21 protein-coding genes and 1 riboswitch are annotated in these 24,556 nt (G+C 67.2%); of the genes, 9 read left to right on the forward strand and 12 right to left on the reverse strand.

Annotated elements, in window-relative coordinates; genetic code table 11:
* Positions 1–211: 211 nt before the first annotated feature.
* The 6 genes from ileS to JF290_RS05260 form a co-directional block, all read right to left on the reverse strand.
* Entirely contained in the window at positions 212–3,127 is a 2,916-nt protein-coding gene (gene ileS / locus JF290_RS05235) for an isoleucine--tRNA ligase (protein WP_199023713.1), read from the reverse strand.
* Positions 3,128–3,454: 327 nt separating this feature from the next.
* Entirely contained in the window at positions 3,455–4,165 is a 711-nt protein-coding gene (locus tag JF290_RS05240; RefSeq protein WP_199023714.1) for a VIT1/CCC1 transporter family protein, read from the reverse strand.
* Positions 4,166–4,228: 63 nt separating this feature from the next.
* Positions 4,229–5,047 (reverse strand): class I SAM-dependent methyltransferase, encoded by an 819-nt coding sequence (locus JF290_RS05245; RefSeq protein WP_199023715.1) that lies wholly within the window; start codon positions 5,045–5,047, stop codon positions 4,229–4,231.
* 56 nt (positions 5,048–5,103) lie between these two features.
* On the reverse strand, positions 5,104–6,105 hold the full coding sequence (locus JF290_RS05250; RefSeq protein ID WP_199023716.1) for a YcjF family protein: 1,002 nt from the start codon (positions 6,103–6,105) through the stop codon (positions 5,104–5,106).
* On the reverse strand, positions 6,102–6,536 hold the full coding sequence (locus tag JF290_RS05255) for a GNAT family N-acetyltransferase (protein ID WP_328701207.1): 435 nt from the start codon (positions 6,534–6,536) through the stop codon (positions 6,102–6,104). Before JF290_RS05255 ends, JF290_RS05250 begins: the two co-directional genes overlap by 4 nt.
* On the reverse strand, positions 6,533–7,948 hold the full coding sequence (locus JF290_RS05260; RefSeq protein WP_199023998.1) for a YcjX family GTP-binding protein: 1,416 nt from the start codon (positions 7,946–7,948) through the stop codon (positions 6,533–6,535). The genes JF290_RS05255 and JF290_RS05260 overlap by 4 nt, the downstream gene beginning before the upstream one ends.
* A gap of 96 nt (positions 7,949–8,044) precedes the next feature.
* Between JF290_RS05260 and truA the strand changes: the two genes are divergently transcribed.
* Together truA and JF290_RS05270 are read left to right on the forward strand one after the other, a co-directional pair.
* Positions 8,045–8,812 carry a tRNA pseudouridine(38-40) synthase TruA gene (gene truA / locus JF290_RS05265; RefSeq protein WP_199023717.1) on the forward strand — a complete coding sequence of 256 codons (768 nt, stop codon included), beginning with the start codon at positions 8,045–8,047 and terminating at the stop codon, positions 8,810–8,812.
* A 234-nt stretch (positions 8,813–9,046) separates the two neighbouring features.
* Positions 9,047–9,670, forward strand: coding sequence for an Npun_F0296 family exosortase-dependent surface protein (locus JF290_RS05270; protein WP_199023718.1), 624 nt, complete (start codon positions 9,047–9,049; stop codon positions 9,668–9,670).
* Positions 9,671–9,758: 88 nt separating this feature from the next.
* Here JF290_RS05270 and JF290_RS05275 read toward each other — a convergent pair whose 3' ends face one another.
* The gene (locus tag JF290_RS05275; protein ID WP_199023719.1) at positions 9,759–10,850 is read right to left on the reverse strand and encodes a DUF2855 family protein; all 1,092 of its coding nucleotides are present in this window, start codon (positions 10,848–10,850) and stop codon (positions 9,759–9,761) included.
* Between the two features lie 111 nt (positions 10,851–10,961).
* Positions 10,962–11,048, forward strand: a riboswitch (glycine riboswitch).
* 153 nt (positions 11,049–11,201) lie between these two features.
* Between JF290_RS05275 and gcvT the strand changes: the two genes are divergently transcribed.
* From gcvT to JF290_RS05305, 6 genes are all read left to right on the forward strand, one after another.
* Positions 11,202–12,326, forward strand: a complete 1,125-nt coding sequence (gene gcvT / locus JF290_RS05280) for a glycine cleavage system aminomethyltransferase GcvT (protein ID WP_199023720.1) — start codon at positions 11,202–11,204, stop codon at positions 12,324–12,326.
* A 20-nt stretch (positions 12,327–12,346) separates the two neighbouring features.
* Positions 12,347–12,706, forward strand: coding sequence for a glycine cleavage system protein GcvH (gcvH, locus tag JF290_RS05285; RefSeq protein WP_199023721.1), 360 nt, complete (start codon positions 12,347–12,349; stop codon positions 12,704–12,706).
* A 127-nt stretch (positions 12,707–12,833) separates the two neighbouring features.
* On the forward strand, positions 12,834–15,683 hold the full coding sequence (gene gcvP / locus JF290_RS05290) for an aminomethyl-transferring glycine dehydrogenase (RefSeq protein ID WP_199023722.1): 2,850 nt from the start codon (positions 12,834–12,836) through the stop codon (positions 15,681–15,683).
* A 43-nt stretch (positions 15,684–15,726) separates the two neighbouring features.
* On the forward strand, positions 15,727–16,665 hold the full coding sequence (locus tag JF290_RS05295; protein ID WP_199023723.1) for a 2-hydroxyacid dehydrogenase: 939 nt from the start codon (positions 15,727–15,729) through the stop codon (positions 16,663–16,665).
* A 31-nt stretch (positions 16,666–16,696) separates the two neighbouring features.
* Positions 16,697–17,149, forward strand: a complete 453-nt coding sequence (locus JF290_RS05300; protein WP_199023724.1) for a methylated-DNA--[protein]-cysteine S-methyltransferase — start codon at positions 16,697–16,699, stop codon at positions 17,147–17,149.
* A gap of 64 nt (positions 17,150–17,213) precedes the next feature.
* Complete coding sequence (locus tag JF290_RS05305) at positions 17,214–17,681, forward strand: hypothetical protein (RefSeq protein WP_199023725.1); 468 nt, start codon at positions 17,214–17,216, stop codon at positions 17,679–17,681.
* Positions 17,682–17,709: 28 nt separating this feature from the next.
* Here the strand turns inward: JF290_RS05305 and JF290_RS05310 are convergent, their stop codons facing one another.
* From JF290_RS05310 to fsa, 4 genes are all read right to left on the reverse strand, one after another.
* Positions 17,710–18,414: a CDP-alcohol phosphatidyltransferase family protein gene (locus JF290_RS05310; protein WP_199023726.1), complete on the reverse strand. Its 705-nt coding sequence runs from the start codon at positions 18,412–18,414 to the stop codon at positions 17,710–17,712.
* A gap of 87 nt (positions 18,415–18,501) precedes the next feature.
* Entirely contained in the window at positions 18,502–19,422 is a 921-nt protein-coding gene (locus JF290_RS05315; protein ID WP_199023727.1) for a tyrosine recombinase XerC, read from the reverse strand.
* Positions 19,419–20,126: a DUF484 family protein gene (locus JF290_RS05320; RefSeq protein WP_199024000.1), complete on the reverse strand. Its 708-nt coding sequence runs from the start codon at positions 20,124–20,126 to the stop codon at positions 19,419–19,421. The genes JF290_RS05315 and JF290_RS05320 overlap by 4 nt, the downstream gene beginning before the upstream one ends.
* A gap of 154 nt (positions 20,127–20,280) precedes the next feature.
* Complete coding sequence (fsa, locus tag JF290_RS05325; protein ID WP_199023728.1) at positions 20,281–20,934, reverse strand: fructose-6-phosphate aldolase; 654 nt, start codon at positions 20,932–20,934, stop codon at positions 20,281–20,283.
* A gap of 49 nt (positions 20,935–20,983) precedes the next feature.
* Between fsa and JF290_RS05330 the strand changes: the two genes are divergently transcribed.
* Positions 20,984–23,218 (forward strand): primosomal protein N', encoded by a 2,235-nt coding sequence (locus tag JF290_RS05330; protein WP_199023729.1) that lies wholly within the window; start codon positions 20,984–20,986, stop codon positions 23,216–23,218.
* A 157-nt stretch (positions 23,219–23,375) separates the two neighbouring features.
* Here JF290_RS05330 and JF290_RS05335 read toward each other — a convergent pair whose 3' ends face one another.
* Complete coding sequence (locus tag JF290_RS05335) at positions 23,376–24,437, reverse strand: YeeE/YedE family protein (RefSeq protein ID WP_199023730.1); 1,062 nt, start codon at positions 24,435–24,437, stop codon at positions 23,376–23,378.
* Between the last annotated feature and the right edge of the window lie 119 nt (positions 24,438–24,556).

The raw sequence follows: 24,556 nt of genomic DNA on the forward strand, positions 1-24,556 counted from the left end.
GGAGACCGATCTGTGATCCCGGCAGTTAAGGCGGGTTCATCTGGAAAGGTCAACGACACAGACCGACCGCCGTGCCGCCTGTTGGCGTGGGAGTCGAGTATTTTTGCGAAGATGAAGGGGCAGGGTGCGCCTGCCGTTTCTGTCCCGCACTTGCGTCCGGCCCTGGGGGCCGCCGGCGGCACGCGTGATCGTGTGCGCCGGCGGTGGCGGGTCAGGTCAACGCGCTGTCGCAGCGACCGCAGACGCCCGGATGGGCGTGGGTTCCGACATCGGGCAGGATCTTCCAGCAGCGCTGGCATTTCGTCCCGTCGGCCTTTTCGAACACCACGCCAACGCCTTCGGTCTCGGGCATGCGGAAGGCCTCTGCCGGGCTGGGATCGTCGGTCAGGGTCAGGGCCGAGGTGATGCAGAGATCGTCGAAATGCACCGATTTCAGCGCCGCCAGCATCTCGGCGTCGCGGACATGCACGACGGGGGCCGCTTCCAGCGACGCGCCGATCACCTTGTCGGTGCGCTGCACCTCGAGCGCCGCCGTCACGACACGGCGAGCCTGCCGGATCATCGCCCATTTCGCGGCCAGCGCGTCGTCCCGCCACGAGGCCGGGGTTTCCGGCATGTCGACGAGATGCACCGAACTTTCCGCACCGGGGAAGCGTTCGAGCCAGACTTCCTCCATCGTGAAGACTAGGATCGGCGCGAGCCATGTCGTCAGGCGGTGGAACAGGATGTCGAGCACCGTGCGCGCCGCGCGGCGCCGCGGCGTGTCGCCGTCGCAATAGAGCGCGTCCTTGCGCACGTCGAAATAGAAGGCCGACAGGTCGACGGTGGCAAAGGTGAAGACCGCCTGGAACACGCCCTGGAAGTCGAACCCCGCATAGCCCTTGCGCACGGTGTCGTCGAGATCCGCGAGCCGATGCAGCACCCAGCGTTCCAGTTCGGGCATCTCGGCGGGTTCGATCCGGTCGGCCTCGGTGAAATCGGCGAGGCTGCCCAGCATGAAGCGCATCGTGTTGCGCAGGCGGCGGTAACTGTCGGCCACGCCTTTCAGGATCTCGGGCCCGATGCGCTGATCGGCGGTGTAATCGGTCTGCGCCACCCAGAGCCGCAGGATGTCGGCCCCGTATTGCTGCACGATCTTTTCGGGCACGATGGTGTTGCCGAGCGATTTGGACATCTTGTTGCCCTTCTCGTCCAGCGTGAAGCCATGCGTGACCACGTTGCGATAGGGCGCGCGCCCGATTGTGCCGCAGGCCTGCAGCATCGAGGAATGGAACCAGCCGCGGTGTTGGTCGGTGCCTTCCATGTAGACATCGGCGATGCCGTCCGCTGTGCCGTCCTCGCGGTCGCGCAGCACGAAGGCATGGGTGGAGCCTGAATCGAACCACACGTCGAGGATATCGAACACCTGGTTGTAGTCGTCGGGGTTCACGATCCCTTCGAGGAAGCGTTTCTTGGCGCCTTCCTCGTACCAGGCGTCGGCGCCTTCGGCCTCGAAAGTGGAGGTGATGCGGCGGTTGACCTGCTTGTTGCGCAGCAGGAAATCCTCGTCCGTGGGCTTGGCGCCCTTCTTGACGAAACAGGTCAGCGGCACGCCCCAGGCGCGCTGGCGGGACAGCACCCAGTCGGGGCGGGATTCGATCATCGAGTAGAGCCGGTTGCGCCCGGTTTTCGGAGTCCATTTCACCAGCTCGTCGATGCTGGTCAGGGCGCGTTCGCGAATCGTGGTGCCGTATGTGTCCTGCCCATCGCCCACCGGCTTGTCGATGGCGGCGAACCATTGCGGCGTGTTGCGGTAGATCACCGGCGCTTTCGAGCGCCAGGAATGCGGGTAGGAGTGCTTGATCTTGCCGCGCGCCAGCAACCCGCCGACCTCGACCAGCTTGTCGATCACCGCCTTGTTGGCGTCGCCCTCCTTGCCGTTGGGCTTGAGGATCGCCTTGCCGCCGAAGAGCGGCAGGTCGGCGCGGAAGGTGCCGTCGGGGTCGACATTGTAGGTGATGACCTCGGCCAGCATCCCGGCGTCGCGGTAAAGTTCGAATTCGTCCATCCCGTGTGAGGGCGCGCAATGGACGAAGCCGGTGCCGTCTTCGTCGGTGACGAAGGGCGCGGCGCGGAAATCGCGGGGCGCGTCCCATTCGCCGTCGCCACCTTCGACCCCGGCGAGCGGGTGGGCGAGCGAGAGGCCGGACAATTCGCCGGAGGTGACATCGCGCAGGCGCGTCCACATGCCGTCTTCCAGGCGGGCGCGCGTCATCACGTCCTCGGCGCGCTTGTCGGCCAGGATGAACTTGTCGCCGACATTGGCCCAGGATTCCTCCGGCGTTCCGGTGACTTCGTAGAGGCCATAGTCGAAGTCCTCGCCATAGACGACACCCTTGTTCGACGGGATCGTCCAGGGGGTGGTGGTCCAGATGACGACATGGGCACCGGCAAGATCGCTGTCACCCAAGACCTTGAACTTCACCCAGATCGTTAAGCTGTCCTTGTCGTGGTATTCGACCTCGGCTTCGGCGAGCGCGGTCTGCTCGACGGGGCTCCACATCACCGGCTTGCTGCCCTGGTAGAGCGTGCCGGTCATCAGGAACTTCATGAACTCCTCGGCGATCACGCGTTCGGCGTGGAAATCCATCGTGAGGTAGGGCTCGGCCCAGTTGCCGGTGACGCCGAGGCGTTTGAATTCCTCGCGCTGGATGTCGACCCAGCCGGCGGCGAAGTCGCGGCATTCCTGGCGGAACTCGACCACGTCCACCGCGTCCTTGTCCAAGCCCTTGGCGCGGTATTTCTCCTCGATCTTCCATTCGATGGGCAGGCCGTGGCAGTCCCAGCCGGGGATGTAGCGCGCATCATACCCCATCATCTGGTGGCTGCGCACGATCATGTCCTTGATCGTCTTGTTCAGCGCGTGGCCGATGTGCAGGTTGCCGTTGGCGTAGGGCGGGCCGTCATGCAGAGTGAACGGCGTGCGGCCTTGCTTGGCGCGCAGGCGGCCGTAGATGTCGAGCTCTTCCCAGCGTTTCAGCCACTCGGGTTCGCGCTTCGGCAGGCCCGCGCGCATCGGGAAGTCGGTGCGGGGCAGGTTCAGGGTCGATTTGTAGTCGGGTGTTTCGGTGATCGTGTCGGCGCACATGGCGGGCGTCCTTCGGATGGAGCGTGTCGGAAATGTCTGCAAGCGGTCGGTGCGAGGGCTCGAACACCTGTGCCCGGCGTCTGGGGGTCAGAGCGCCGGGACGATAATTCGCGTGGCAATGAGACGGGCATGGCACATGCGCGCGGTTATAGGCGCGTGGGCGGGCGGGGTAAAGTGGGTGAAGGCGCGCAGGCCGCGCGGGACGGGGCCGGGCGCTGTTCGGGCAGCCTTTTCCGTTTCAAACCAGGTGTTTGAATTGGGTCGAGCGCGGTCGGCGGGTGGGAAGTCACTTCAAGGCGCGCGGCGTCGCGCGGCCCGCGGGTCGCCTCACGCGTGAAACAGCGTGCCGACACCATAGGCGATGGCGGCGGCCAGCCCGCCGATCAGCAGCGTTTCGATCCCCGAGCGCCACCAAGCGGACAGCGACCAGCGGCTTTTCAGGGCGCCGATGGCGAAGAACACGCACATGGTGCTGACGGCGCTGAGGGTGAAGGCATCGGGCAGCCCCAGGACGAAGGGCAGGAGCGGGATGAGACCGGCGACGAGGAAGGCGCCGAAGGTCGCGAGCGCGGCGCGCATCGGGTTCGGGTCGATTCCGCCGAGACCGTATTCGCCCTCCAGCATGAGCCCGATCCAGTTCTCCTTGTCCGCGGTGATCGCATCCGTCGCGTCCTCGAGGACCTGACCGTTCAGGCCCTTCTGGGCCAGGATCTCGCGCACCTCGCGGCGCTCGCCCTCGGGGTAGCGGGCGATGTGGCGCTCCTCGATGGCGCGGATGCGGTGGATGTTGTCCTGTTCGGCCTTGGTGCCGGAATAGTTCCCGGCGGCCATGGAAAACCCGTCGGCCAGAACGTTGGCAAGGCCGAGCGCGACGATCACGAAGGGCGACAGGCCCGCCCCGGCGACACCCGCGACGATGGCGAAGGTGGTGACCGAGCCATCGATGGCGCCATAGACCAAGTCGCGCAGCACCCCGCGCCCCTGTGGGGCTGTGATGCGTGCGTGAACCTCCTGCGGGCTGTGTCCGTGATCCGGCATGGCGGCGTCTCCTGCTGTTGCGTGCAGTCTGCGCACGCGGGCACGGGGCCGCCTTGCGGCAGATCAAGCCCGCGGCGCTGCAAGGCGGGAGACGATCTCGATCGGGGCGATCGTGCCAGCGCGCACCGCCGCCGCCATGTTGGCGATCTTGGTGCCGGACTCTGGCCCCATCACCAGGTGCAGGCCCAGCGGCTGGGCGCTCGCACCTGCGGGCGGCGGGCGCAGCAGGTCCGAGCGATCGGTTTCGGACAGGATCGCGAAGCCGGCGGCGGTGAGCGCGGCGCGATAGGCGCGCGGTTCGGCCAGCGCGCTCTGCGCGGCGCTGCTGGCCCAGGGCACCGGGTAACCGGGCGCGGCGGAATGGGAGCGGGCCATGACGTCGTAGAGGACGAACCGGCCGCCCGGCTTCAACACCCGCGCGACCGAGCGCATCAGTGCCGGCTTGTCGGCGATGTTCATGCCGACATGGATCATGTAGGCGGCGTCGAAGCTGTCATCCGCAAAGGGCAGGTGAAGAACGTCGCCCTGTAGCACCTGCACCCGGTCCAGCAGCAGCGCGAGGCCGGTCAGCGCCTGCGCCGCCGCGACGAAGTCGGGGGTGAGGTCGATCCCGGTGACCCGCGCGCCGGTGGTGCGGGCGATGAACCGCGCCGGTCCGCCGAGCCCACAGCCGAGGTCGAGTACGCGGCTGGTAGCGGTGACCGCGAGGCCGGGCAGCAGGGCCTGCGTGGCGGCGCGTCCGCCGATGTGGAATTCGTCAAACAGCGCCAGCGTATCGATGTCGAGCGGTGGCGTTGCCCCATGCGCGGCGAGGGCAGCCTCTATCCGGGCCATCAACCCGTCGCCGCGATAATGCTCTGCGATGCCGGAAGGGTCCGACATGACACCGTCCTTTCGTGGATGGGGTCAGTCTAGCACGAAGTGGCGGTTCGCGGAAATCAGCCGGGGCTGCGGCCGATCAGCCCGGTCAGCGCCCGTTTGACGATGCCGCGCACCGAGGGGCGGCGGTCGCGCGTGAAGGGCAGGGGGCGGCAGACCTCCATCGCGGCGACGCCGACGCGGGCCGAGAGGGCGCCGTTGACCAGCCCCTCGCCGAAGCGGCGCGAGAGTTTCGACAGGATCGAACCGCCCAGCACTGGTTCGAGCAGGTCGTCGCCCACGGCGACGGCGCCGGTGGCGACCAGATGCGTAAAGACCGCGCGCGTGAGCCGCCAACTGCCGATCAGGCCCGAGCGGCCGCCATAGACCTCGGCCACCCGCCGGATCATCCGGAGATTCGCGGTGAGTGCCGCGGCGACATCGGCCAGGACCAGCGGCACCAGCGCGGTCACGGTGGCGACCTGCCGCGCGGCGGCCTCGACCTCGCGCGAGGCGGCGGCGTCGAGCGGTGCGAGAATGTCGTCTTCGGCCAGTTCCAGCAGGGCTGCGGCGTCGAACTGGTCACCGGCGCGCTCGCGGAAGCGGTCGCGGCCCCAGCGCGTGTCCTCGCGCCCGGCATAGAAGGCGAGCAGCTTGTCGGTCACGGCCCTGGCCTGGGCCAGGTCCTGGCTGGCCAGCGCCGCATCGGCGGCGCGGTGCAGGCTGTCGATGCGCCCGAGCCGGGAGATCGCCGCCATCTCGCGCAGGGCGATCAGCAGCAGCACCAGCAGCAGCGCCGCGATCAGCCCGGTGACCGTCCAGCCGAGCACCGGGGCGCGGGCCACCAGCCCGGTGGCGAAATCCCAGGCCGCGACCGACATCATCGCGCCGATCACCGCGCTGGCGAGACCCCAGAACCAGCGCGCCAGCCGCGAGGGGCGGCGGGCGGCGACGCGGGCGGCGATCTGCATCGCCTGCCCGCTGGGGGGCGGGCCGTGCGGGTCGGGCACCGGGGGCGCGTCGGCGACCGAGACCGGGGTTTCGCTGTCTTCGAGATCGATCAGGACCGGGCCCTGGGTCATGCGGCGGCCTCCCTCGTCCACACATAGTGGATGTTCTGCGCGGACTCGGCGCAGGTTTCGGGCGCGATGGGGCGAAACCCCGCGCGGGTATAGAGCCTGCGGGCGCGCAGGTTGCCGGTCAGACTGCGCAGGTGCAGCCGGTCGGCGTGGCGCTTGGTGGCCTCGAGCAGCATCCGCCCGAGTCCCCGGCCTTGCGCGTGCGGCGCGAGGTAGAGCGCGCAGATCTCGGCTCCGTCGCGCGCGACGAAGCCCTGCACCCGACCATCCGCTTCGGCCACCGTGACCCAGCCCCGGTCGATCATCGTGCCGCAGAAGGCGATGGTTTCCGCCGTCGAATGCTGCGCCGCCTGGGCAGGCGGCAGGCCCTGGCGCAGGATCGTTCCGGTGGCCCCGGCATCGGTGGGGCGGGCGGCGCGCAAGGTCACTGTCACAGCCGGTCTCCGAACAGGAACTGGGCGGCGCGATCCAGCCGGATATGCGGCGGCCCGTCGCCCGGTTTCAGGGTTAGCGGTGCGGGGGCGAAGGACATGATCCGGTAGTCCTCGCCAAGCCAGCTGTCGGCGCCCTCGCGCGCCGGGCCGAGCAGATGGGCGGGGTCTTCGGGCAGTTCTCCCGGGTAGAAGGCGGCGGCCTTGCCGCTGTCCAGCAATGTGCCGCGCACGCAGTCGAGCTTGCGGCCCTCGTGCTCGCGGGTTTCCTCGGTGGTGGCGCGCAGGGCGGCGATCGACAGCGCCGAAGTCTCGGCCCCGGCAAAGCGTGCCCGGTCGCGGGCGTCCCGCGTCAGAGCCTCCATGATCGCGGTCAGGCGGGCGTGCTGGCTGTGGTGCAGATGGTCTGCCTTGGTGGCGGCGAACAGGATCTTCTCGACCCGCTTGCCCAGAAGCAGTTTCGTCAGGAACGCATTGGTACCGGGGCGAAACGCGCCGAGGATATCGGTCATTGCGCCGCGCATGTCCTGCACCGCGCGCGGCCCCTTGTGGATGGCCCCCAACGCGTCGACCAGAACCACCTGCCGGTCGATGCGGGCGAAATGGTCGCGGAAGAACGGTTTGACCACCTGCGCCTTGTAGGCGTCATAGCGCCGTTCCATTTCGCGCCAGAGGCTGCGGCGCGGGGCGTTCGGCTGTTCGGGCAAGGGGGCGAAGGTCAGGACCGGAGAACCGGCGAGGTCGCCCGGCAGGAAGAAGCGCCCGGGTGTGCAGTCATAGAAACCCGCGTCGCGCGCTGCCGTCAGGTAGGCCGTGAAGCTGCGCGCGAGGGCTTGCGCAACCGATTCCTCGAGCGGTGCGGTCGCGTCGGTGCCGGTGGACAGCGCGCGAAAGGCGGCGGCCTCGTCGCGGGGGGCGATGCGATCGAGCGTCTCGGCGCTCCAGCGGGCGTAGGACTTGTCCAGCAGCGCGAGATCGAGCAGCCATTCGCCGGGGTAGTCCACGATGTCGAGATGGATGGTGCGCGGCCCCTGCAGTCCGGCCAGCAGGCCGGAGGACCGCACCCGGAGCGACAGGCGCAATTCGCTGATCGCGCGGGTGCTGTCGGGCCAGCGCGGCTGTCGCGCGGTCAGGTCGGCGAGGTGGCTTTCGAAATCGAAGCGCGGCACGGTGTCGTCGGGTTGTGGCTGCAGGAACGCGCTCTGGATGCGGCCTTCCTGCGCCGCGACGAGGCCCGGCATCCGCCCGCGATCCATCAGGTTGGCCACCAGCGAGGTGATGAACACCGTCTTGCCCGAGCGCGCCAGACCGGTCACGCCCAGCCGGATCACCGGTTCGAACAGCGACTCCGAGATCGTGTCGCCCACGGATTCGATGCCGCGCACCAGCCCGTCTGCAATACTGGAAATGACCAAACCGCGTCCTGCCCCGTTCGTTTCGGCCAAGATAGGCGTCTGCGCCGCGTGATACCAGACTTGCCGTTTGCGCGGGCGCACGGTAGCAGCGCGGCCATGCCGCGATACGCTTTGAAAGTCGAATACCTGGGCGCGCCCTTTGCCGGCTGGCAGCGGCAGGCCGAGCAGCCCAGCGTACAGGGGGCGATCGAGGCGGCGCTGGCGCGTCTCGAGCCCCGCGCGCATACCATCGCCGCCGCCGGACGCACCGATGCGGGGGTGCATGCGCTGGGGCAGGTGGCCCATTGCGACATGGAGCGCGACTGGGAGCCGTTTCGCCTGTCCGAGGCGCTGAACCATCACCTGAAGCCCGACCCGGTGGCGATCGTCGCCTGCGCGCGCGTCGCCGAGGACTGGCACGCGCGGTTCTCGGCGGTCGAGCGGCAATACCTGTTCCGCATCCTGATGCGCCGCGCGCCCGCGACGCACGAGTCCGGGCGGGTCTGGCAGGTGCGTCACGATCTGGATGTCACGGCGATGCAGGCCGGCGCCGACCGGCTGATCGGCAACCATGATTTCACCACCTTCCGCAGCACGATGTGCCAGGCCGCGAGCCCGGTGAAGACGCTCGACGCGCTGCGGGTCGAGGCGGTCGACGGCTTCTCCGGTCCCGAAATCCGGTTTCACGTGCGGGCGCGTTCGTTCCTGCACAACCAGGTGCGCAGCTTCGTCGGAACGCTGGAACGGGTTGGAGCCCACGCGTGGACGCCGGAGGACGTGAGTGCCGCGCTGGCGGCGCGCGACCGGGCCGCCTGTGGGCCCGTCTGCCCGCCGCAGGGGCTGTACCTTGCCCGTGTCGGCTATCCGTCGGACCCCTTTGCCTGAGCGCCCGTTTGATGCGGGCAGGAAACAATCCGGACCTTGCGCCCGGTATTGTTGAGGCGCTCGACACGTTGAGGCTGTCTTGCCACACCATGATGCCCGCCGGGGGCGTTCGTCGTGGACAGAACGGGAAATCCTTAATAGGGCGTTAATGGACTGCGTCCGTTTGTATGAGTTCAGACTTTCCCCGAAGGACGTTCAGTCGGGAACGGGGAAACTGTCGAAAAAGGGAATGACATGATCAGAAATACCATTGCAATCGCCGCGGTCGTGGCGATGCCGAGCTTGGCGTCGGCCTTGACCGTCCAGGCGGAAAACGACTACGCGACCGCGCTTTCCATGGTGACGCCGGCCGACTCGCTCGATCTTCCGGGAACTTGGACGGCTGCCCCGCTGACCGTTGCGCCGGATGCCAGCCTGGGTGGCCAGTACCGGTCGCCCTATCAGACCTCGGGTCTGACCGCGCCGGGGTACTACACCGTGGGCGTCGGCAGCACCTACAGCGGAACGTCGAACCCGGCGGAGCTGGCGCTGACATCGCTGTCCAACAGCTTCAGCCTGCTGTGGGGCTCGCCCGACGGCTACAACACGCTGGAGCTCTACAACGGGGCGACCCTGGTCGGCACGATCCTCGGAAGCCAGTTCAATATTCCGGCGCAGGAAGCCTCTTTCGTTTCGATCTTCGCGGACAACGAGTCGGAGTATTTCGACAGCGTGAAGTTCTATTCGGTCAACCAGAACGCCTTCGAGTTCGCCAACGTGTCGGCGACCCCGGTTCCGCTGCCGGCCAGTGGCCTGCTTCTGGTCGCCGGTCTTGGCGCGCTGGCTGCGCGTGCCCGTCGCAAGTCCAGCGACGCCTGATCGCACCTGAAGCGATACGACACAGCGCCGACCGGATGCCATCAGGCCCCGGTCGGCGCAGGTTTGACGCGATGATCGAGGCGCAGTGTCAGAGGGACAGGTAATGCCCCTCGGCCGGATCGATCTCTCCCCTGAGCATGGCGTGATAACAGGCGAGGACCTCTTCGGGTCCCGACGCGCGGCTGATCGTGATCCAGCTTTGCGCCGCTTCGGTGAAGGCGCTCCATGCTGTGCCGAGGCGGGTCTGGAATTCCGCCGGTCCGAGCTCTTTCAAGCGCTGCTGGGCATAGGCGGGGGCAAAGAAGAACTCCGGCCGTGCGCCGGGCAGGTCGCCGCCAAGACCGCCCGAGTCCTGCCAGTGGGTCATGCCGACGGCGCGGCTGCTTTTCAACCCGTCGCCCAGATGCTCGTGGATGCGCTGTCGCAGGTCGGCATTGCCGGCCATGTCGACGAAGGCCGAGGCGGTTCGCGGCAGGCTTTCGACGGCGTCATAGTCGATCACCCGGTCATGGCAGCCAAGGCCCTCGACGAAGCGGCGATTGCCCGCGCTGGTCAGGCCGACGAACGATCGCCCCGGTGGCGCATCGCGTGACATCAGGAAGGCCAGTCCGAGCGCGGTCTTGCTGGAGGCGCTGGAGAGGATCGCCTGCTCCGCGCCGAACCAGTCGTTCTCGCGGTGCAGGTCGTCCAGCAGGAACGAGGTGGTGAAGAGCGGGCGGAACAGGCTGATCAGCGCTTCGCGATCCGCCTGCCATTGTGGGTCGCTGCGGGTGAAAGCGTAGTGGTTGTAGATCGGCGCGCGGGCGGCGCGATGCCGGGCCGCGTCGACAAAGCCCGTGTCGTTCACCTTGTCCGGCTGCACCATCACGTGCGTCGACATCGGCAGGTAGCCATAGACCCGCTCGCCCACGGCGACGTCCGGGTGGGAGGAGGCGAGCACGGTGGCGAAGCCCCAGACCGGGATTCGCCCGTCGCCGTCATCCTGCGTCGGGAAGAAATCCCAGTAGCCCAGCATGTCGGCGGCGACGCCATAGGTGATGTTGTTCGCGGTCAGCGCGAAACCGTCCACGCGCAGCAGACAGGTGCCGTCGGGCGGGGTGTCCGGAAAGTTCGCCGGCACGATCCTTGCGTCGGCCAAAGCGGTGCGGGTCACGATCAGGTCTTGTCCGGTGATGGGCATGGCGCTCTCCTTGTGGAAGGCTCACCCTAGCGGTGGATCGGAGCGGACGCCATGCGAATGCCGGGCGTTGTTTCGCCCCTTGCCGGGACCGCCGCGCGACGCTACGGTATGCCTGTGCATACGGGAGAACCGGCGACAGCCGGTGCCGAAGGAGCAACCGCCCCGGAAACTCTCAGGCCACAGGACCGTGCGCACATACGAAAGACTCTGGAGAGTGGCGCAGCGCGCCCGCCGAAGGGATAACGATCTCAGGCGAAAGGACAGAGGGGGCATCGCGCCGCGCCGTCGCGCGGCAAGGATGCCGGGGGATTTGCCTGAATCTGCACCGGCCTGTGAAGAATGGGAGCGGGCATGACGGATCTTCTGAAAACGCCGCTGCATGCGCTGCACGTGGAGCTCGGCGCCAAGCTGGTGGAGTTCGCCGGCTACGAGATGCCGGTACAATATCCGGCCGGGATCATGGCCGAACACCAACACACGCGCGAGGCCGCCGGGCTGTTCGACGTCAGCCACATGGGGCAGGTGCTGCTGGGCGGCGCACCGATGGCGGGGCTGGCGGAGGCCTTCGAGGCGATGGTGCCGATGGACGTCGCCGGGCTGGCGGAAGGGCGGCAGCGCTACGGGCTGTTCCTGAACGACGCGGGTGGAATCCTTGACGACCTGATGTTCGCGAACCGGGGCGATCACCTCTTCGTGGTGGTCAATGCCGCCTGCAAGCGGGCCGATATCGCGCGGATGAAAAGCGCGCTCGAACCGGGTGTGACGGTGACCGAGGTGACGGATCGCGCGCTGCTGGCGCTGCAGGGACCGGGGGCCGCGACCGCCCTGGGGCATCTGAACGGCGCGGTGCGGGACATGGGTTTCATGGACGTGGCCACCGTGTCGCTGGACGGGGTCGATTGCTGGGTGTCCCGCTCGGGCTATACCGGCGAGGACGGGTTCGAGATTTCGGTGCCCGCCCGCCATGCCGAGCCGCTGGCGCGGCTGTTGCTGGCCGATGAGACGGTGAAGCCGATCGGTCTGGGCGCGCGCGATTCGCTGCGTCTGGAGGCGGGGTTGTGCCTTTATGGCCATGACATAGACGAGACCACGTTGCCCGCCGAGGCCGGGCTGGGCTGGGCGATCCAGAAAGCGCGCCGGCGGGGCGGCGCGCGCGAAGGCGGTTTTCCCGGCGCGGCGGAGGTTCTGGAACAACTGGCGTCAGGTCCTGCGCGCAAGCGGGTCGGTCTGCGTCCGGACGGGCGGGCGCCGATGCGCGAGGGGGTCGACCTGTTCGCCGAGGAGAGCGGCGGAGTGCCCGTGGGCAGGATCACCTCGGGCGGCTTCGGCCCCACGGTCGGTGGGCCGGTCGCGATGGGCTATGTGCCCGCCGAGCTGTCAGCCGCCGGCACCACGCTTCATGGCGAGTTGCGCGGGAAGCGTCTGCCTGTCACGGTGACCTCGCTGCCCTTCGTGGCGGCCCGGTTCAAACGCTAGTCCAAGAGGAAAGATCGGACATGAAATACACCGAAGAGCATGAATGGCTGCTGGAAGAGGGCAAGCTGATCGTCGTGGGAATCACCGAGCACGCGGCGGAGCAACTGGGCGATGTCGTATTCATCGAATTGCCGGAGGTCGGCACCGAGGTCAGCAAGGATGACGAGATCGTGGTGATCGAGAGCGTCAAGGCGGCCAGCGACATCCTCGCGCCCCTGGACGGGGAAATCGTCGAGGTCAACGAAGCGCTCGCCGACAATCCCGGGCTGGTGAACGAGGATGCGCAGGGCGATGCCTGGTTCTTCAAGATGAAGCCCTCGGACCTCGGTCCGATGAGCGATTACATGGACGAGGCCGCCTACAAGGATTTCATCGCCTAGGCGTGGCCGAGGCCGAGGATCGGGCGATTCTCTGACCAGACAGAAGTCGGGGCGCGGCATCAGGCGCGCCCTGTTCGGATCATCCCGCGATGCGGGGGCGTGGGCCGGGACCGGCCGAGGAGACCAGATGACCTATGAACCAACCGACTACCTGCCCTATGATTTCGCCAACCGGCGCCATATCGGCCCCTCGCCCGAGGAAATGGCCGACATGCTGGAGACGGTCGGGGCCGAGAGCCTTGAGGCGCTGATAGAGGATACCGTGCCCCGGGCGATCCGGCAGGCCGAGCCGCTGGATTTCGGCAAGGCGATGTCCGAACGCGAGTTGCTGCACCACATGCGAGTGACGGCGAGCAAGAACAAGGTGCTGACCAGCCTGATCGGACAGGGGTATCATGGCACGGTGACGCCGCCCGCGATCCAGCGCAACATCCTGGAAAACCCGGCCTGGTACACGGCCTATACGCCTTATCAGCCCGAGATCAGCCAGGGACGGCTCGAGGCGCTGTTGAACTACCAGACCATGGTGAGCGATCTGACCGGACTGGAGATCGCCAACGCATCGCTGCTGGACGAAGCGACCGCCTGTGCCGAGGCGATGACCATGGCGCAGCGCGTGGCCAAGTCCAAGGCGAAAGCGTTTTTCGTCGACCGTGACTGTCACCCGCAGAACATCGCGGTGATCCAGACCCGCGCCGCGCCGCTGGGAATCGAGGTGATCGTCGGCAACCCCGACAAGCTGGAAGCCGACAAGGTGTTCGGTGCGCTGTTCCAGTATCCGGGCACCTATGGCCATGTGCGTGACTTCACCGACCAGATCGCCGCCCTGCACGAGGCGCAGGCGATCGGGATCGTGTCCGCCGACCCGCTGGCGCTGACCATCCTCAAGGAGCCCGGCGCGATGGGTGCCGACATCGCCGTTGGCACTACGCAGCGGTTCGGCGTTCCGCTGGGCTATGGCGGCCCGCACGCGGCCTATATGGCGACCAAGTCGGCCTATGCCCGCGCCATGCCGGGCCGGCTGGTCGGGGTCAGCGTGGACAGTCACGGCAACCGTGCCTATCGCCTGTCCCTTCAGACCCGCGAGCAGCATATCCGCCGCGAGAAGGCGACCAGCAATGTCTGCACGGCGCAGGCGCTGCTGGCGGTCATGGCCTCGATGTACGCGGTGTTCCACGGCCCCAAGGGACTGAAGGCGATCGCGCAGCGCATCCACCGCAAGACCGTGCGTCTGGCGCGCGGGCTCGAGGAGGCGGGGTTCAAGGTCGACCCGCAGGCGTTCTTTGACACGGTCACGGTGGATGTCGGCCCGCTTCAGGGCGCGATCCTGAAATCGGCGGTGGACGAGGGCATCAACCTGCGCCGGGTCGGCGAGCGCCGGGTCGGCATCACGCTGGACGAATGCACCCGGCCCGAGAACATCGAGAGTGTCTGGCGCGCTTTCGGCCTGACGCGCCGGGATGACGATTTCCGTCCCGAGTATCGCGTACCGGAGAACCTGTACCGCACCAGCGACTACCTGACCCACCCGATCTTTCACATGAACCGGGCTGAGACCGAAATGATGCGCTACATGCGTCGCCTGGCCGACCGCGACCTGGCGCTGGACCGGGCGATGATCCCTCTGGGGTCCTGCACGATGAAGCTGAACTCGGCAGCCGAGATGATGCCGGTCAGCTGGCGCGAGTTCTCGCGGCTGCACCCGTTCTGCCCGACCGACCAGGCGCAGGGCTATCACGAACTTATCACGGACCTCAGCGACAAGCTGTGCCAGATCACCGGCTACGCGGCGATCTCGATGCAGCCCAACTCGGGCGCGCAGGGCGAATACGCGGGCCTTCTGACGATCGCGGCCTGGCACCGGTCGCGCGGCGAGGAGCATCGCAATGTCTGCCTGATCCCGACCAGCGCCCACGGCACCAACCCGGCCAGCGCCCAGATGGTCGGCTGGAAGGTGGTCGCGGTGAAATCCGCGGCGAACGGCGACATCGATCTGGACGATTTCCGCGCCAAGGCCGAGAAGCATGCCGACAATCTCGCCGGATGCATGATCACCTATCCCAGCACCCATGGGGTTTTCGAGGAGACCGTGACCGAGGTCTGCGAGATCACCCACGCGCATGGCGGGCAGGTCTATATCGACGGTGCCAACATGAACGCGATGGTGGGCCTCAGCCGTCCCGGTGACCTGGGCGGCGACGTGAGCCACCTGAACCTGCACAAGACCTTCTGCATTCCGCATGGCGGCGGTGGTCCCGGCATGGGACCGATCGGGGTCAAGGCGCATCTGGTGCCGTACCTGCCGGGTCACCCGATGACCGGTGGCGAGGAAGGCCCGGTGAGTGCCGCGCCCTTTGGGTCGCCGTCGCTGTTGCCGATCAGTTGGGCCTATTGCCTGATGATGGGCGGCGAGGGCCTGACACAGGCGACACGCGTCGCGATCCTGAACGCCAACTACATCGCACGGCGGCTGCAGGGTGCCTTCGACGTGCTCTATCGTGGCAAGACCGGACGTGTGGCGCATGAATGCATCATCGACACCCGCCCCTATGCCGAAAGTGCCGGCATCACCGTGGACGATATCGCCAAGCGGCTGATCGACAACGGTTTTCACGCGCCGACGATGAGCTGGCCGGTGGCGGGGACCTTGATGATCGAACCGACCGAGAGCGAGACCAAGGCCGAGCTCGACCGGTTCTGCGACGCGATGCTGGCGATCCGCGAGGAGATCCGCGACATCGAGGAAGGGCGCATCGACAAGGACAACAACCCGTTGAAGAACGCGCCGCATACCATGGAGGACCTGGTGCGCGACTGGGACCGTCCATATACGCGCGAGCAGGGCTGTTTCCCGCCCGGCGCCTTCCGTGTCGACAAGTATTGGCCGCCGGTCAACCGGGTCGACAACGTCTATGGCGACCGTCACCTGGTCTGCACCTGCCCGCCGATGGAGGAGTATGCCGAAGCGGCGGAGTAGGCAAGAGCACGGCCGCAAGGCGGATTTCGCACTGGGGGGTGGCATGGCGTTGCTGATCGATATCGGGCACGGCGGCTGGATCCCCGCGGAGGACGTGCGCGCGCGCGTTCTGGCTCATGCGCCGGGCGCCGATGTGCGGGTCAGGACCGATCCGGGCGCGTTGGAACAGATCACCATGCTGGCGGTGTCCCGTCTGGATGCCGACTGGCCTGGGAAGCTTGCGAACCTGAAACTGGTGCAGAAGCTGGGTGCAGGGGTCGAAACCATCGTGGCCCATCCCGCCTTGCCGCCGCATGTCCGTGTCGCGCGGCTGAAACCCGTGGCCCCGGCACGCGAGATCGCGGAATACGTCCTCGCGCATATCCTGAGCGCACAGCGGCACCTGCCGCACTATCGCGCCGAACAGGCGGCGCGGCGGTGGAGCCCGGTCGAGCCGCGCCTTGCGGCCGAGACCGAGGTCGCGGTGCTGGGCCTGGGCCATATCGGCGCCTGCGCCGCGCAGGTGCTGCGCGATGCAGGTTTCCGGGTTACGGGCTGGGCGCGTTCGCCCAAACGGATCGATGGCGTTGCCTGCCGGCATGGCGCGGAGGCGCTTCCCGAGCTGCTGGAAATGGCCGATTATATCTGCGCGATCCTTCCATCGACCGTGGCGACGCGGGAGTTGTTCGGAGCCGACCTGCTGGCGCGGATGAAACCCGGCAGCACCTTGCTGAACGCGGGGCGCGGTGATCTGATCGACCAGGCGGCGCTGGTCGCCGCGCTCGATGCGGGGCGGCCGGGCGCAGCGGTTCTGGATGTCACGGCTCCCGAGCCGCTGCCGCAGGACAGCCCGCTCTGGACCCATCCGGCGGTGACGATCACGCCACACGTGTCGGGCTGGCATCTGGGCGAGGATGCCTTTGCCGACGTGGCCGAGAATTACCTGCGTCTGCAGTCGGGCGCACCCTTGCTGCACGAGGTCGACCGCGTGCGGGGCTATTGATGGCGATCTCCGCTGCCAGAGAGGGGCACCGATGCAAAGCCTGACGGTGGATACGCCGACGGGTCCCGTCACGCTGACCGAAAATCAAGGTGCGTTGGTGGCGGTGACGTGGGGTGGACAGGCGGCGCAGCACAGCGCATTGCTGGATCGTGCGGCGGAGGAGTTGCGCGGCTATTTCGATGACCCGGAGCGCGGGTTCACGGTGCCCTTGCACGTGCGCGGTTCGGAATTCTTGCGTGCAGTCTGCGCGGCAATGCGCGCGATCCCGGTGGGCGAGACGCGCACCTATGGCGAGATTGCACGCGGGCTGGGAGCGCCCGCGCAGGCGATAGGGCAGGCCTGCGGCGCAAATCCGATCCCGATCGTGATCCCCTGCCACCGGGTGCTGGGCGCGAACGGTCTTGGCGGGTTTTCCGGCGCGGGTGGGGTCGAAACCAAGGTCGCGCTGCTGCGCCACGAGAGGGCCGCGGGATTGCTGATCTAGATCAATGCGTTTTATCCATGGGCGCAGGACTGTGAACGCCAAAGGCAAAGGCAAGGAGAGTGACATGACCGCATCGAAGGACAACGCCGCACGCAAGCAGGCGGTGCGCGACAAGCTGATGTCGCTGGAGGAGGCCGAACTGGCCGCCGCGATCGCCCATTACGAGAGCTACCTGGGAGAGTCGCGCCTCGATGACCGCGAGTCCCACGACAAGGACGATATCGCCGATGCCCGCGAGAACGCCGACCTTGCGGCTGCCTTCGATCATCCGGTCCACGCCCATCACGCCAAGATCGACGCCATCGAGAACGCGGATTTCTCGCTGACCGACACAGTGCGCCCCGGCGCGGTGGTGTCCTTCAACGACAAGCATTTCGTGGTGATCGTCTCGACCTCGAAATTCGACTGTGAAGGTGAGACCTACATGGGCATCTCGACGCAGAGTCCGATCTACAAGGCAATGGAGGGGTTGAAGGCGGGCGAGAGTTTCACATTCAACGGGCGCGAGATCACGCTGGACGAGGTGCTCTAGGGCGCTGTTCGGCCTGCCCTGACCCGATCTAGACAGGCTTGCCGTTGCGCGGCGGTATGATTTGTTGCGCGATGCCCGCGAAGAGCAGGTAGATGCTGGTCACGACCAGGCCCCAATGGGCCCAGCTTTCGGGGTGGAAATCGACCCAGGCCGCCCAGCCCGCGAAGAAGGTCCAGGCCAGTGCCATCGGCAGGGTGACGCTGCGCCAGCGTTCGGTGCGCACGGGGTGGACGAATTTGAGCGGCAGGAACATTGCCACTGCCAGCACCGTGACGAGCGCGAGGATCACCCAGAAATTCGGCTCGAGCGCGAAGACCACCAGCACCACCATGTTCCAGCAGCCGGGAAAGCCGAGAAAGGAATTGTCCTTTGTCTTCATGCGGGTGTCGCAGAAGTACATGGCGCTGGTAAAGGTGATGACGATGATCGCGACCCATCCGGTCCAGCCGTCCATCAGACCCGACTGGAACAGCGCGAAGGCCGGGATGAAGACATAGGTCAGGTAATCGATGATCAGGTCGAGCAGAACCCCGTCGAACTCGGGCGCATAGTGCTTGACGTGGTAGCGTCGCGCCAACGGGCCGTCGATGCCATCGACGAAGAAGGCGATGACCAGCCACAGGAACATCATGCTCCATTCTGTCTGGGCGGCGGCCAGCATGGCGAGCATCGCGAAGACGGCGCCGGTCGCGGTGAAGAGGTGAACGAGAAGGGCGCGCATCGACAGGGACATGCGCCCTGTTTGCAGGAATGGTCTGACGGATGCAAAGCGAAATCGCGCTGCAGCCAGGGCGCGGTTGCGGCCCCGCCACAGGCCGTCTCAGGCGCGCGGGTGGGCGCGGTCGTAGACCTCCATCAGGCGGGCGGTATCGACCGCCGTATAGGCCTGGGTGGTTGAAAGCGAGGCATGTCCCAGCAGTTCCTGGATCGCGCGCAGATCGCCGCCCGCGCTCAGAAGATGGGTCGCGAAGCTGTGGCGCATCGCGTGCGGCGTGGCGGTGGCGGGCAGACCCAGTTGCAGCCGGGCGCGTGCCATCACGGACTGGATCGCGCGAGGATTGAGCGGGCCGCCGCGAGTGCCGCGGAACAGGGCCGCGTCGTTCTGCTGCGGGTGTGGACACAGCCGCAGGTAGGTCGCGACCGCGTCTCGGGCGGGTGCGATCACCGGGACCACGCGCTCCTTGCCGCCCTTTCCGAGGATCCGGAGCGTCGCGGGCAGCGGCGCGTCGGCGCCGGTGAGGCCGAGCGCCTCGGAAATGCGCAGGCCGCAGCCATAGAGAAGGGTCACCACCGCCACGTCCCGCGCCGCGACCCAACCGCTGGCGGCCTGCAACTCGACGGTGTCGATCATCGCGCGGGCGGCGTCCTCGGCGAGCGGGCGGGGCAACTTCTTCTGGAACTTCGGGGCGCGGGTGGACAGCACGGCGGTGGGTTCGAACCCTTCGCGATCGGCGAGCCAGCGATAGAAGGATTTGACCGCCGACAGCTTGCGCGCCAGCGAGCGTGCGCCCACGCCTCCGGCGCGTGCCTGTGCCATCCAGGCGCGCATGTCGGCGACGGTGATGCGTTCGAGCGCCCCCAGCCCCTGCGGTTCGCCATGGTGCAGCGTCATGAAGGACAGAAACTCGACCACGTCGCCCTGGTAGGCCGTGATCGTGTTTCTGGCCGCGCCAGCCAGTGCCTTTTGCCCGTCCAGCCAGGATGACAGCGCATCGCGGCAGGCGGGCGAAATCAGGGTCATGACAGCCAGTGGCGCATCGAGCGTTCGAAGACGCCGGTAAAGAAGGCCAGAAGGTCTGTCGCGTGCTGCGCGGTGAACTGATCGGCGCGGGCCGACCCGAGCACCAGCATTCCCGGCAGACGCCCGGTGCCGAGGTCGAGCTTGAGGCAGGCCTCCGACGCGATCTCGGACGCCTTGGCCCCGTAGATGCGTTCGGGGGCATGATCGACCCGGCGCAGCGTGACCTGTCGCGGCGTGCCGCCGCGCAGTTGCGTAAGGTAGCTGTCGACGAAGCCGGGGCCGACCACCGCCAGCGCGTCGCCAAGCTGCGCAGTGGCCTGGTCGGCGTCTTGCTGGCTGGATTCAAGCACCAGCTTGATGTGATCCACGCGCAGGATCTCGGCGATCTCGCCGCTCAGGTCCCGCAGGAAGGTTTCGAAATCCAGCGGATCGAGCAGGCGCAGGATCGCCCGGTGAACCTGGTTGGTGCCCGAGAGGTTCTCGTAGGCGGCAGCGATGACGCTGCGGTGGGTGTCCTCGAGCCGGTCGAGCCGGCTTTCCAGGCGGTCCATCGCGATGCCGCGCAGATCAACGATATTTGCGCCCATCGCGCGTTCGTTGGCGGCGATCAGGGCGTGCATCACGTCCTTGTCGTCGAGAATCGTGTCCGGCTTGGCGATGATCGCCGCGCGCAAGGTATCTTCCAGTTTCGGGCTGCTGCTCATAAGGGCCTCGTTCATGTGATGCGGCGGATCGCCTGCCTGTCGGGGTCTGATCGCCCCTTGATCCGCAGCATTCGTAAACTTTGTCCTAATTGCAACAGGCCCGGCGGGGGTGCCGCCGGGCCTGTGGTGTTCGCGCCGCAGCGTGTGCGTCGTGTCAGAGGATCTTCTGACCGGTCTTGGCCCAGTCGGCCATGAAAGCATCCAGCCCCTTGTCGGTCAGCGGATGGCTGGCCAGGGCCTTGATGACGGCGGGCGGCGCGGTAATCACGTCGGCGCCGATGCGCGCGCTTTCGGTGACGTGGTTCACCGTTCTGATCGAGGCGGCGAGGATCTGTGTCTCGTAGCCGTAATTGTCATAGATCGTGCGGATATCGGCAATCAGCTCCATCCCGTCGAGGTTGATATCGTCGAGCCGCCCGATGAAGGGGCTGATGAAGGTCGCGCCCGCCTTGGCCGCCAGCAGTGCCTGATTGGCCGAGAAGCACAGCGTGACGTTGACCATGTGGCCCTCATCAGTCAGCACCCTGCAGGTCTTCAGCCCGTCCCAGGTCAGCGGTACCTTGACGGCGATGTTGTCGGCGATGGCGGCCAGCTTGCGGCCCTCTGCGATCATGTCCTCGGCCTTGAGCGCGACGACTTCGGCCGAAACAGGACCGTCGACGAGGTCGCAGATCTCTTTGGTGACTTCGAGGATGTCGCGGCCCGATTTCAGGATCAGCGACGGGTTGGTGGTGACGCCGTCCACCATGCCCAGATCGTTCAGTTCCGCGATCGCGTCGATTTCGGCTGTGTCTACGAAGAATTTCATGGCTGCATTCCTTTGATGGGTTGGCCTCGGCTTGGCTTGGCTTTACCCCATGATCCATGACGCGGAAACCCCCGAGAGGCAGGGCAAGGTGAACGAGGCCGAGGTATTCCGGGAGGGCGCGCTGGTCGCGGTTCTGACCACCCAGCCGCTGGGCCGACTGCTCGACTACAAGGCGCCCGAAGGCGGCTGCCGGTTGGGTGCCTTCGTCGAGGTGCCCTTGGGCCCACGCAAGGTTTTGGGCGTGGTCTGGGGGCCGGGCAAGGGCGATTACGACCTTGCGCGGGTGCGCTCTGTGATCCGGGTGCTGGACGTCGCCCCGATGCTGGAAGAGATGCGCCAGTTCCTTTCGCGCGCCGCGGATTACACGCTGACGCCGATGCCCGCGATGCTGCGGCTGGCGACGCGGGCCCCGGGTCTGTCCGATCCGCCCTCGATGCGGAAAGTCTATCGGCGTGGCACGGCGGAGCCCACCCGCCTGACCGACGCGCGCCGGCGCGTGCTCGAGGTGCTGGCCGACTACGGCTCACTGGCCTTCACGCTCAAGGAACTGGCCGAAATGGCGGGGGTGACTCCTTCGGTGGTCAAGGGCATGGTCGCTCAGGGCGCGGTGCGCGAAGAGGCCAGCCCGCGCGATTTGCCCTTTCCGCCGCTGGACCACACCCGCCCCGGCAAGTCCCTGACCGCCGATCAGCAGGCGGCGGCAGGGCACCTGCGCGCCGGGCTGGCGGGCGGCGGCTATGGCACGACGCTGCTGAAGGGCGTGACCGGGTCGGGCAAGACCGAGGTCTATCTCGAGGCCGTGGCAGCCTGTCTTGCCGAAGGACGGCAGGCGCTGGTCCTGTTGCCCGAGATCGCCCTGACGGCCGAGTTCCTGACACGGGTCGAGGCGCGCTTTGGCGCGCGGCCCGCCGAGTGGCATTCGGGGGTCACCATGACCGAGCGGCGCCGGGTGTGGAAGATGACCGGGCAGGGTCAGGCGCAGCTGGTGGTGGGGGCGCGCTCGGCCCTGTTCCTGCCGTTCCGCGCGCTCGGCCTCGTCATCGTCGATGAGGAACACGACACCTCCTACAAGCAGGAAGACGGAGTCCTTTACAATGCGCGGGACATGGCGGTGTTGCGCGCGGCCATCTGCGGTGCGCGAGTCGTCCTGGCCAGCGCCACGCCCAGTCTGGAAAGCTGGGCCAACGCGCAGTCCGGAAAATACGAGCTGCTGGAGTTGTCGGCGCGTTTCGGGGCGGCGGTGTTGCCCGAAATGGCCGCCATCGACATGCGGGCCGAGCGGATGCAGGCCGGTACCTGGATCTCGCCGACGTTGCGTGACGCGGTGGCGACGCGGCTGAAGCGCGGCGAGCAATCGCTGCTGTTCATCAACCGGCGCGGCTTTGCCCCGGTGACGCTCTGCCGGGCATGCGGTCAGCAGATCGCCTGTGCGCAGTGTGACGCACGCATGGTCGAGCACCGGTTCCTGAAACGGCTGATGTGCCATCAATGCGGCGAAACCACGCCGATCCCGACGGTCTGCCCGTCCTGCGGCGCCGAGGACCGGCTGGCGCCAGTGGGGCCGGGCGTCGAGCGGCTGGGGGAAGAGGCGGCGGCGCTCTTCCCCGAGGCGCGCATCGCGGTGCTCAGTTCGGATCTGTTCGGTTCGGCGCGGGCGTTGAAGGCCGCCATCGAAGGGATCGCGGCAGGAGAGGCGGATGTCATCATCGGCACGCAACTGGTGGCGAAAGGGCACAATTTCCCGCTGCTGACCCTGGTCGGCGTGATCGATGCGGACCTGGGACTTCAGGGGTCGGATCTGCGGGCGGCGGAGCGGACCTTTCAGTTGATGCGGCAGGTCGCGGGACGCGCCGGACGCGCCGAGAAACCGGGAACGGCGTTGTTGCAGACCTATCAGCCCGAGCATCCGGTGATCAGGGCGATCCTGTCGGGCGACGAGGAGGGATTCTGGCGCGCCGAAGCAGCGGAACGGGAGGCGGCGGGTGTACCGCCCTTCGGGCGCATGGCGGGAGTTATACTCTCGGGCCCGGACGTCGCGCAGGTCTTCGACCTTGGCAACACGCTGGCGCGGAATGACGGGGCGTTGCGCGCCGTTGGGGCGCAGGTCTTCGGCCCGGCCCCCGCACCGATCTCGCGGATCCGGGGCCGCCACCGGGTGCGGCTGCTGGTCAAGGCGCCCAAGGGGGTCGCGTTGCAGGAGGCACTGGCGCGCTGGATCGCGCCGGTCCGCCTGAAAGGCGACCTTCGACTCAGCGTCGATATCGATCCGCAGAGCTTTTATTGATCTGAAGGAGCGACGGCCCATGGGCGGTGTGGGGCTTCGCCCCCGCCGTGCTGACGCCCGGCTCCCCCATGAGTATTTTCGCGAAGATGAAGACCGGGGCTTGCCTGGGGCTGGGTCGGCTTGGATCTGCACCTTTGGCGCGAAAGTGGCGCTCCTGCTATGCCAGTGCGGCGCGGCCAGGCTGGTCGACCAGCAGATCGGTCAGCATCGCGCCGATCCACATGAAAAAGAGCGCGCACCAGGCGGTGCCGGCGAAAATCGATCCGCCGGTCACGCCGGCGCCGATCGCGCACCCGCCGGCGAGCATGCCGCCGAACCCCATCAGTGCCGCGCCGATCATTGCCTTGCGCATGGTGACCGGACCGTCGAAAGCCTGCCATTTCAGCTCTCCGGAAAGACCCGCAGCGATCATCGCGCCAAGGAAGACGCCCGGAACGAGGCCGATGTCGAATTCCAGAACGGCGTTGCGATCGAGAAAGAACATCAGCGTATGGGCCGACGGACCCGTGAAGGTCGCGCTTTCGATCTGCACCGGTTCGAATGCCGCCTGGCTGAGCGCGTAGGTCAGAACCCAGCCCACGGCGACGGCGAATCCGACGCCCGAGGCGAAGACCAGCCGCGCGGCGCCGATCCGGTTGCGCCGCGACAGGACCAGCGCGATCACCGCCGTCACGAGGCCGAGCAGCAGGCCGCCCCATTGCGGCAGTCCCAGCGTCGTCAGCAGGTTCATGTTGCGTCCGCCCGAGGTGATCCAGAGCGCGGCGATCGAATCGCGCATCGGGGACAGCACGCCCGACAGGCTCATCTGTGCGACCACGGCGAAGATCAGGCCCGACACGACCGAGCGCAGGTTGCCGGTCGCCGCCAGGACCAGAAGCCTTCCCGAGCAGCCGCGCGCGAGCACCATACCAGCCCCGAACATCAGTCCGCCGATGATCGCGCCTGACCAACTGCCCGGCACTGCCATCATGCGGGCGTCCGCCGCGTTCATCAGGCCGAGAAGCTGCGCGCCCTGCACCCAGACCAGCGCCGTGGAGAAAGTGAGCAGCCAGACCGCGACCTTGTCGCCCATCCTGCCACGGGCGAACTCGACCGTCGCCGCGCGCAGGCAAAAGCGCGAGCGTTGCGCGGCGATTCCGAAGATCGTCCCGGTGATGAGCCCGAAGAGAGCGGCGGTCGGGGCTTCCCCGATCCGGTCGAGCAGGCTGACGATATCCATGGCGGTGCTCCGTTGCGGTCCTTGCGGCGATTTATTCGGTTTCCTGCATTCGTGCCTTGATGCAGATCAGGTTCGCCGGGTGCTTATTTGTCTCGCCAAGCCGCGTGAACGGGCGTATG

It is taken from the genome of Sedimentitalea arenosa (genome assembly GCF_016428585.1).
Classification (GTDB): Bacteria; Pseudomonadota; Alphaproteobacteria; order Rhodobacterales; family Rhodobacteraceae; genus Sedimentitalea; species Sedimentitalea arenosa.

Coding starts and splice junctions, on each gene's coding strand:
- ileS (WP_199023713.1), bottom strand. CDS start 3,127: ATGTGCGCCGACACGATCACCGAAACACCCGACTACAAATCGACCCTG.
- JF290_RS05240 (WP_199023714.1), bottom strand. CDS start 4,165: ATGCCGGATCACGGACACAGCCCGCAGGAGGTTCACGCACGCATCACA.
- JF290_RS05245 (WP_199023715.1), bottom strand. CDS start 5,047: ATGTCGGACCCTTCCGGCATCGCAGAGCATTATCGCGGCGACGGGTTG.
- JF290_RS05250 (WP_199023716.1), bottom strand. CDS start 6,105: ATGACCCAGGGCCCGGTCCTGATCGATCTCGAAGACAGCGAAACCCCG.
- truA (WP_199023717.1), top strand. CDS start 8,045: ATGCCGCGATACGCTTTGAAAGTCGAATACCTGGGCGCGCCCTTTGCC.
- JF290_RS05270 (WP_199023718.1), top strand. CDS start 9,047: ATGATCAGAAATACCATTGCAATCGCCGCGGTCGTGGCGATGCCGAGC.
- JF290_RS05275 (WP_199023719.1), bottom strand. CDS start 10,850: ATGCCCATCACCGGACAAGACCTGATCGTGACCCGCACCGCTTTGGCC.
- gcvT (WP_199023720.1), top strand. CDS start 11,202: ATGACGGATCTTCTGAAAACGCCGCTGCATGCGCTGCACGTGGAGCTC.
- gcvH (WP_199023721.1), top strand. CDS start 12,347: ATGAAATACACCGAAGAGCATGAATGGCTGCTGGAAGAGGGCAAGCTG.
- gcvP (WP_199023722.1), top strand. CDS start 12,834: ATGACCTATGAACCAACCGACTACCTGCCCTATGATTTCGCCAACCGG.
- JF290_RS05295 (WP_199023723.1), top strand. CDS start 15,727: ATGGCGTTGCTGATCGATATCGGGCACGGCGGCTGGATCCCCGCGGAG.
- JF290_RS05300 (WP_199023724.1), top strand. CDS start 16,697: ATGCAAAGCCTGACGGTGGATACGCCGACGGGTCCCGTCACGCTGACC.
- JF290_RS05305 (WP_199023725.1), top strand. CDS start 17,214: ATGACCGCATCGAAGGACAACGCCGCACGCAAGCAGGCGGTGCGCGAC.
- JF290_RS05310 (WP_199023726.1), bottom strand. CDS start 18,414: ATGTCCCTGTCGATGCGCGCCCTTCTCGTTCACCTCTTCACCGCGACC.
- JF290_RS05315 (WP_199023727.1), bottom strand. CDS start 19,422: ATGACCCTGATTTCGCCCGCCTGCCGCGATGCGCTGTCATCCTGGCTG.
- JF290_RS05320 (WP_199024000.1), bottom strand. CDS start 20,126: ATGAGCAGCAGCCCGAAACTGGAAGATACCTTGCGCGCGGCGATCATC.
- fsa (WP_199023728.1), bottom strand. CDS start 20,934: ATGAAATTCTTCGTAGACACAGCCGAAATCGACGCGATCGCGGAACTG.
- JF290_RS05330 (WP_199023729.1), top strand. CDS start 20,984: ATGATCCATGACGCGGAAACCCCCGAGAGGCAGGGCAAGGTGAACGAG.
- JF290_RS05335 (WP_199023730.1), bottom strand. CDS start 24,437: ATGGATATCGTCAGCCTGCTCGACCGGATCGGGGAAGCCCCGACCGCC.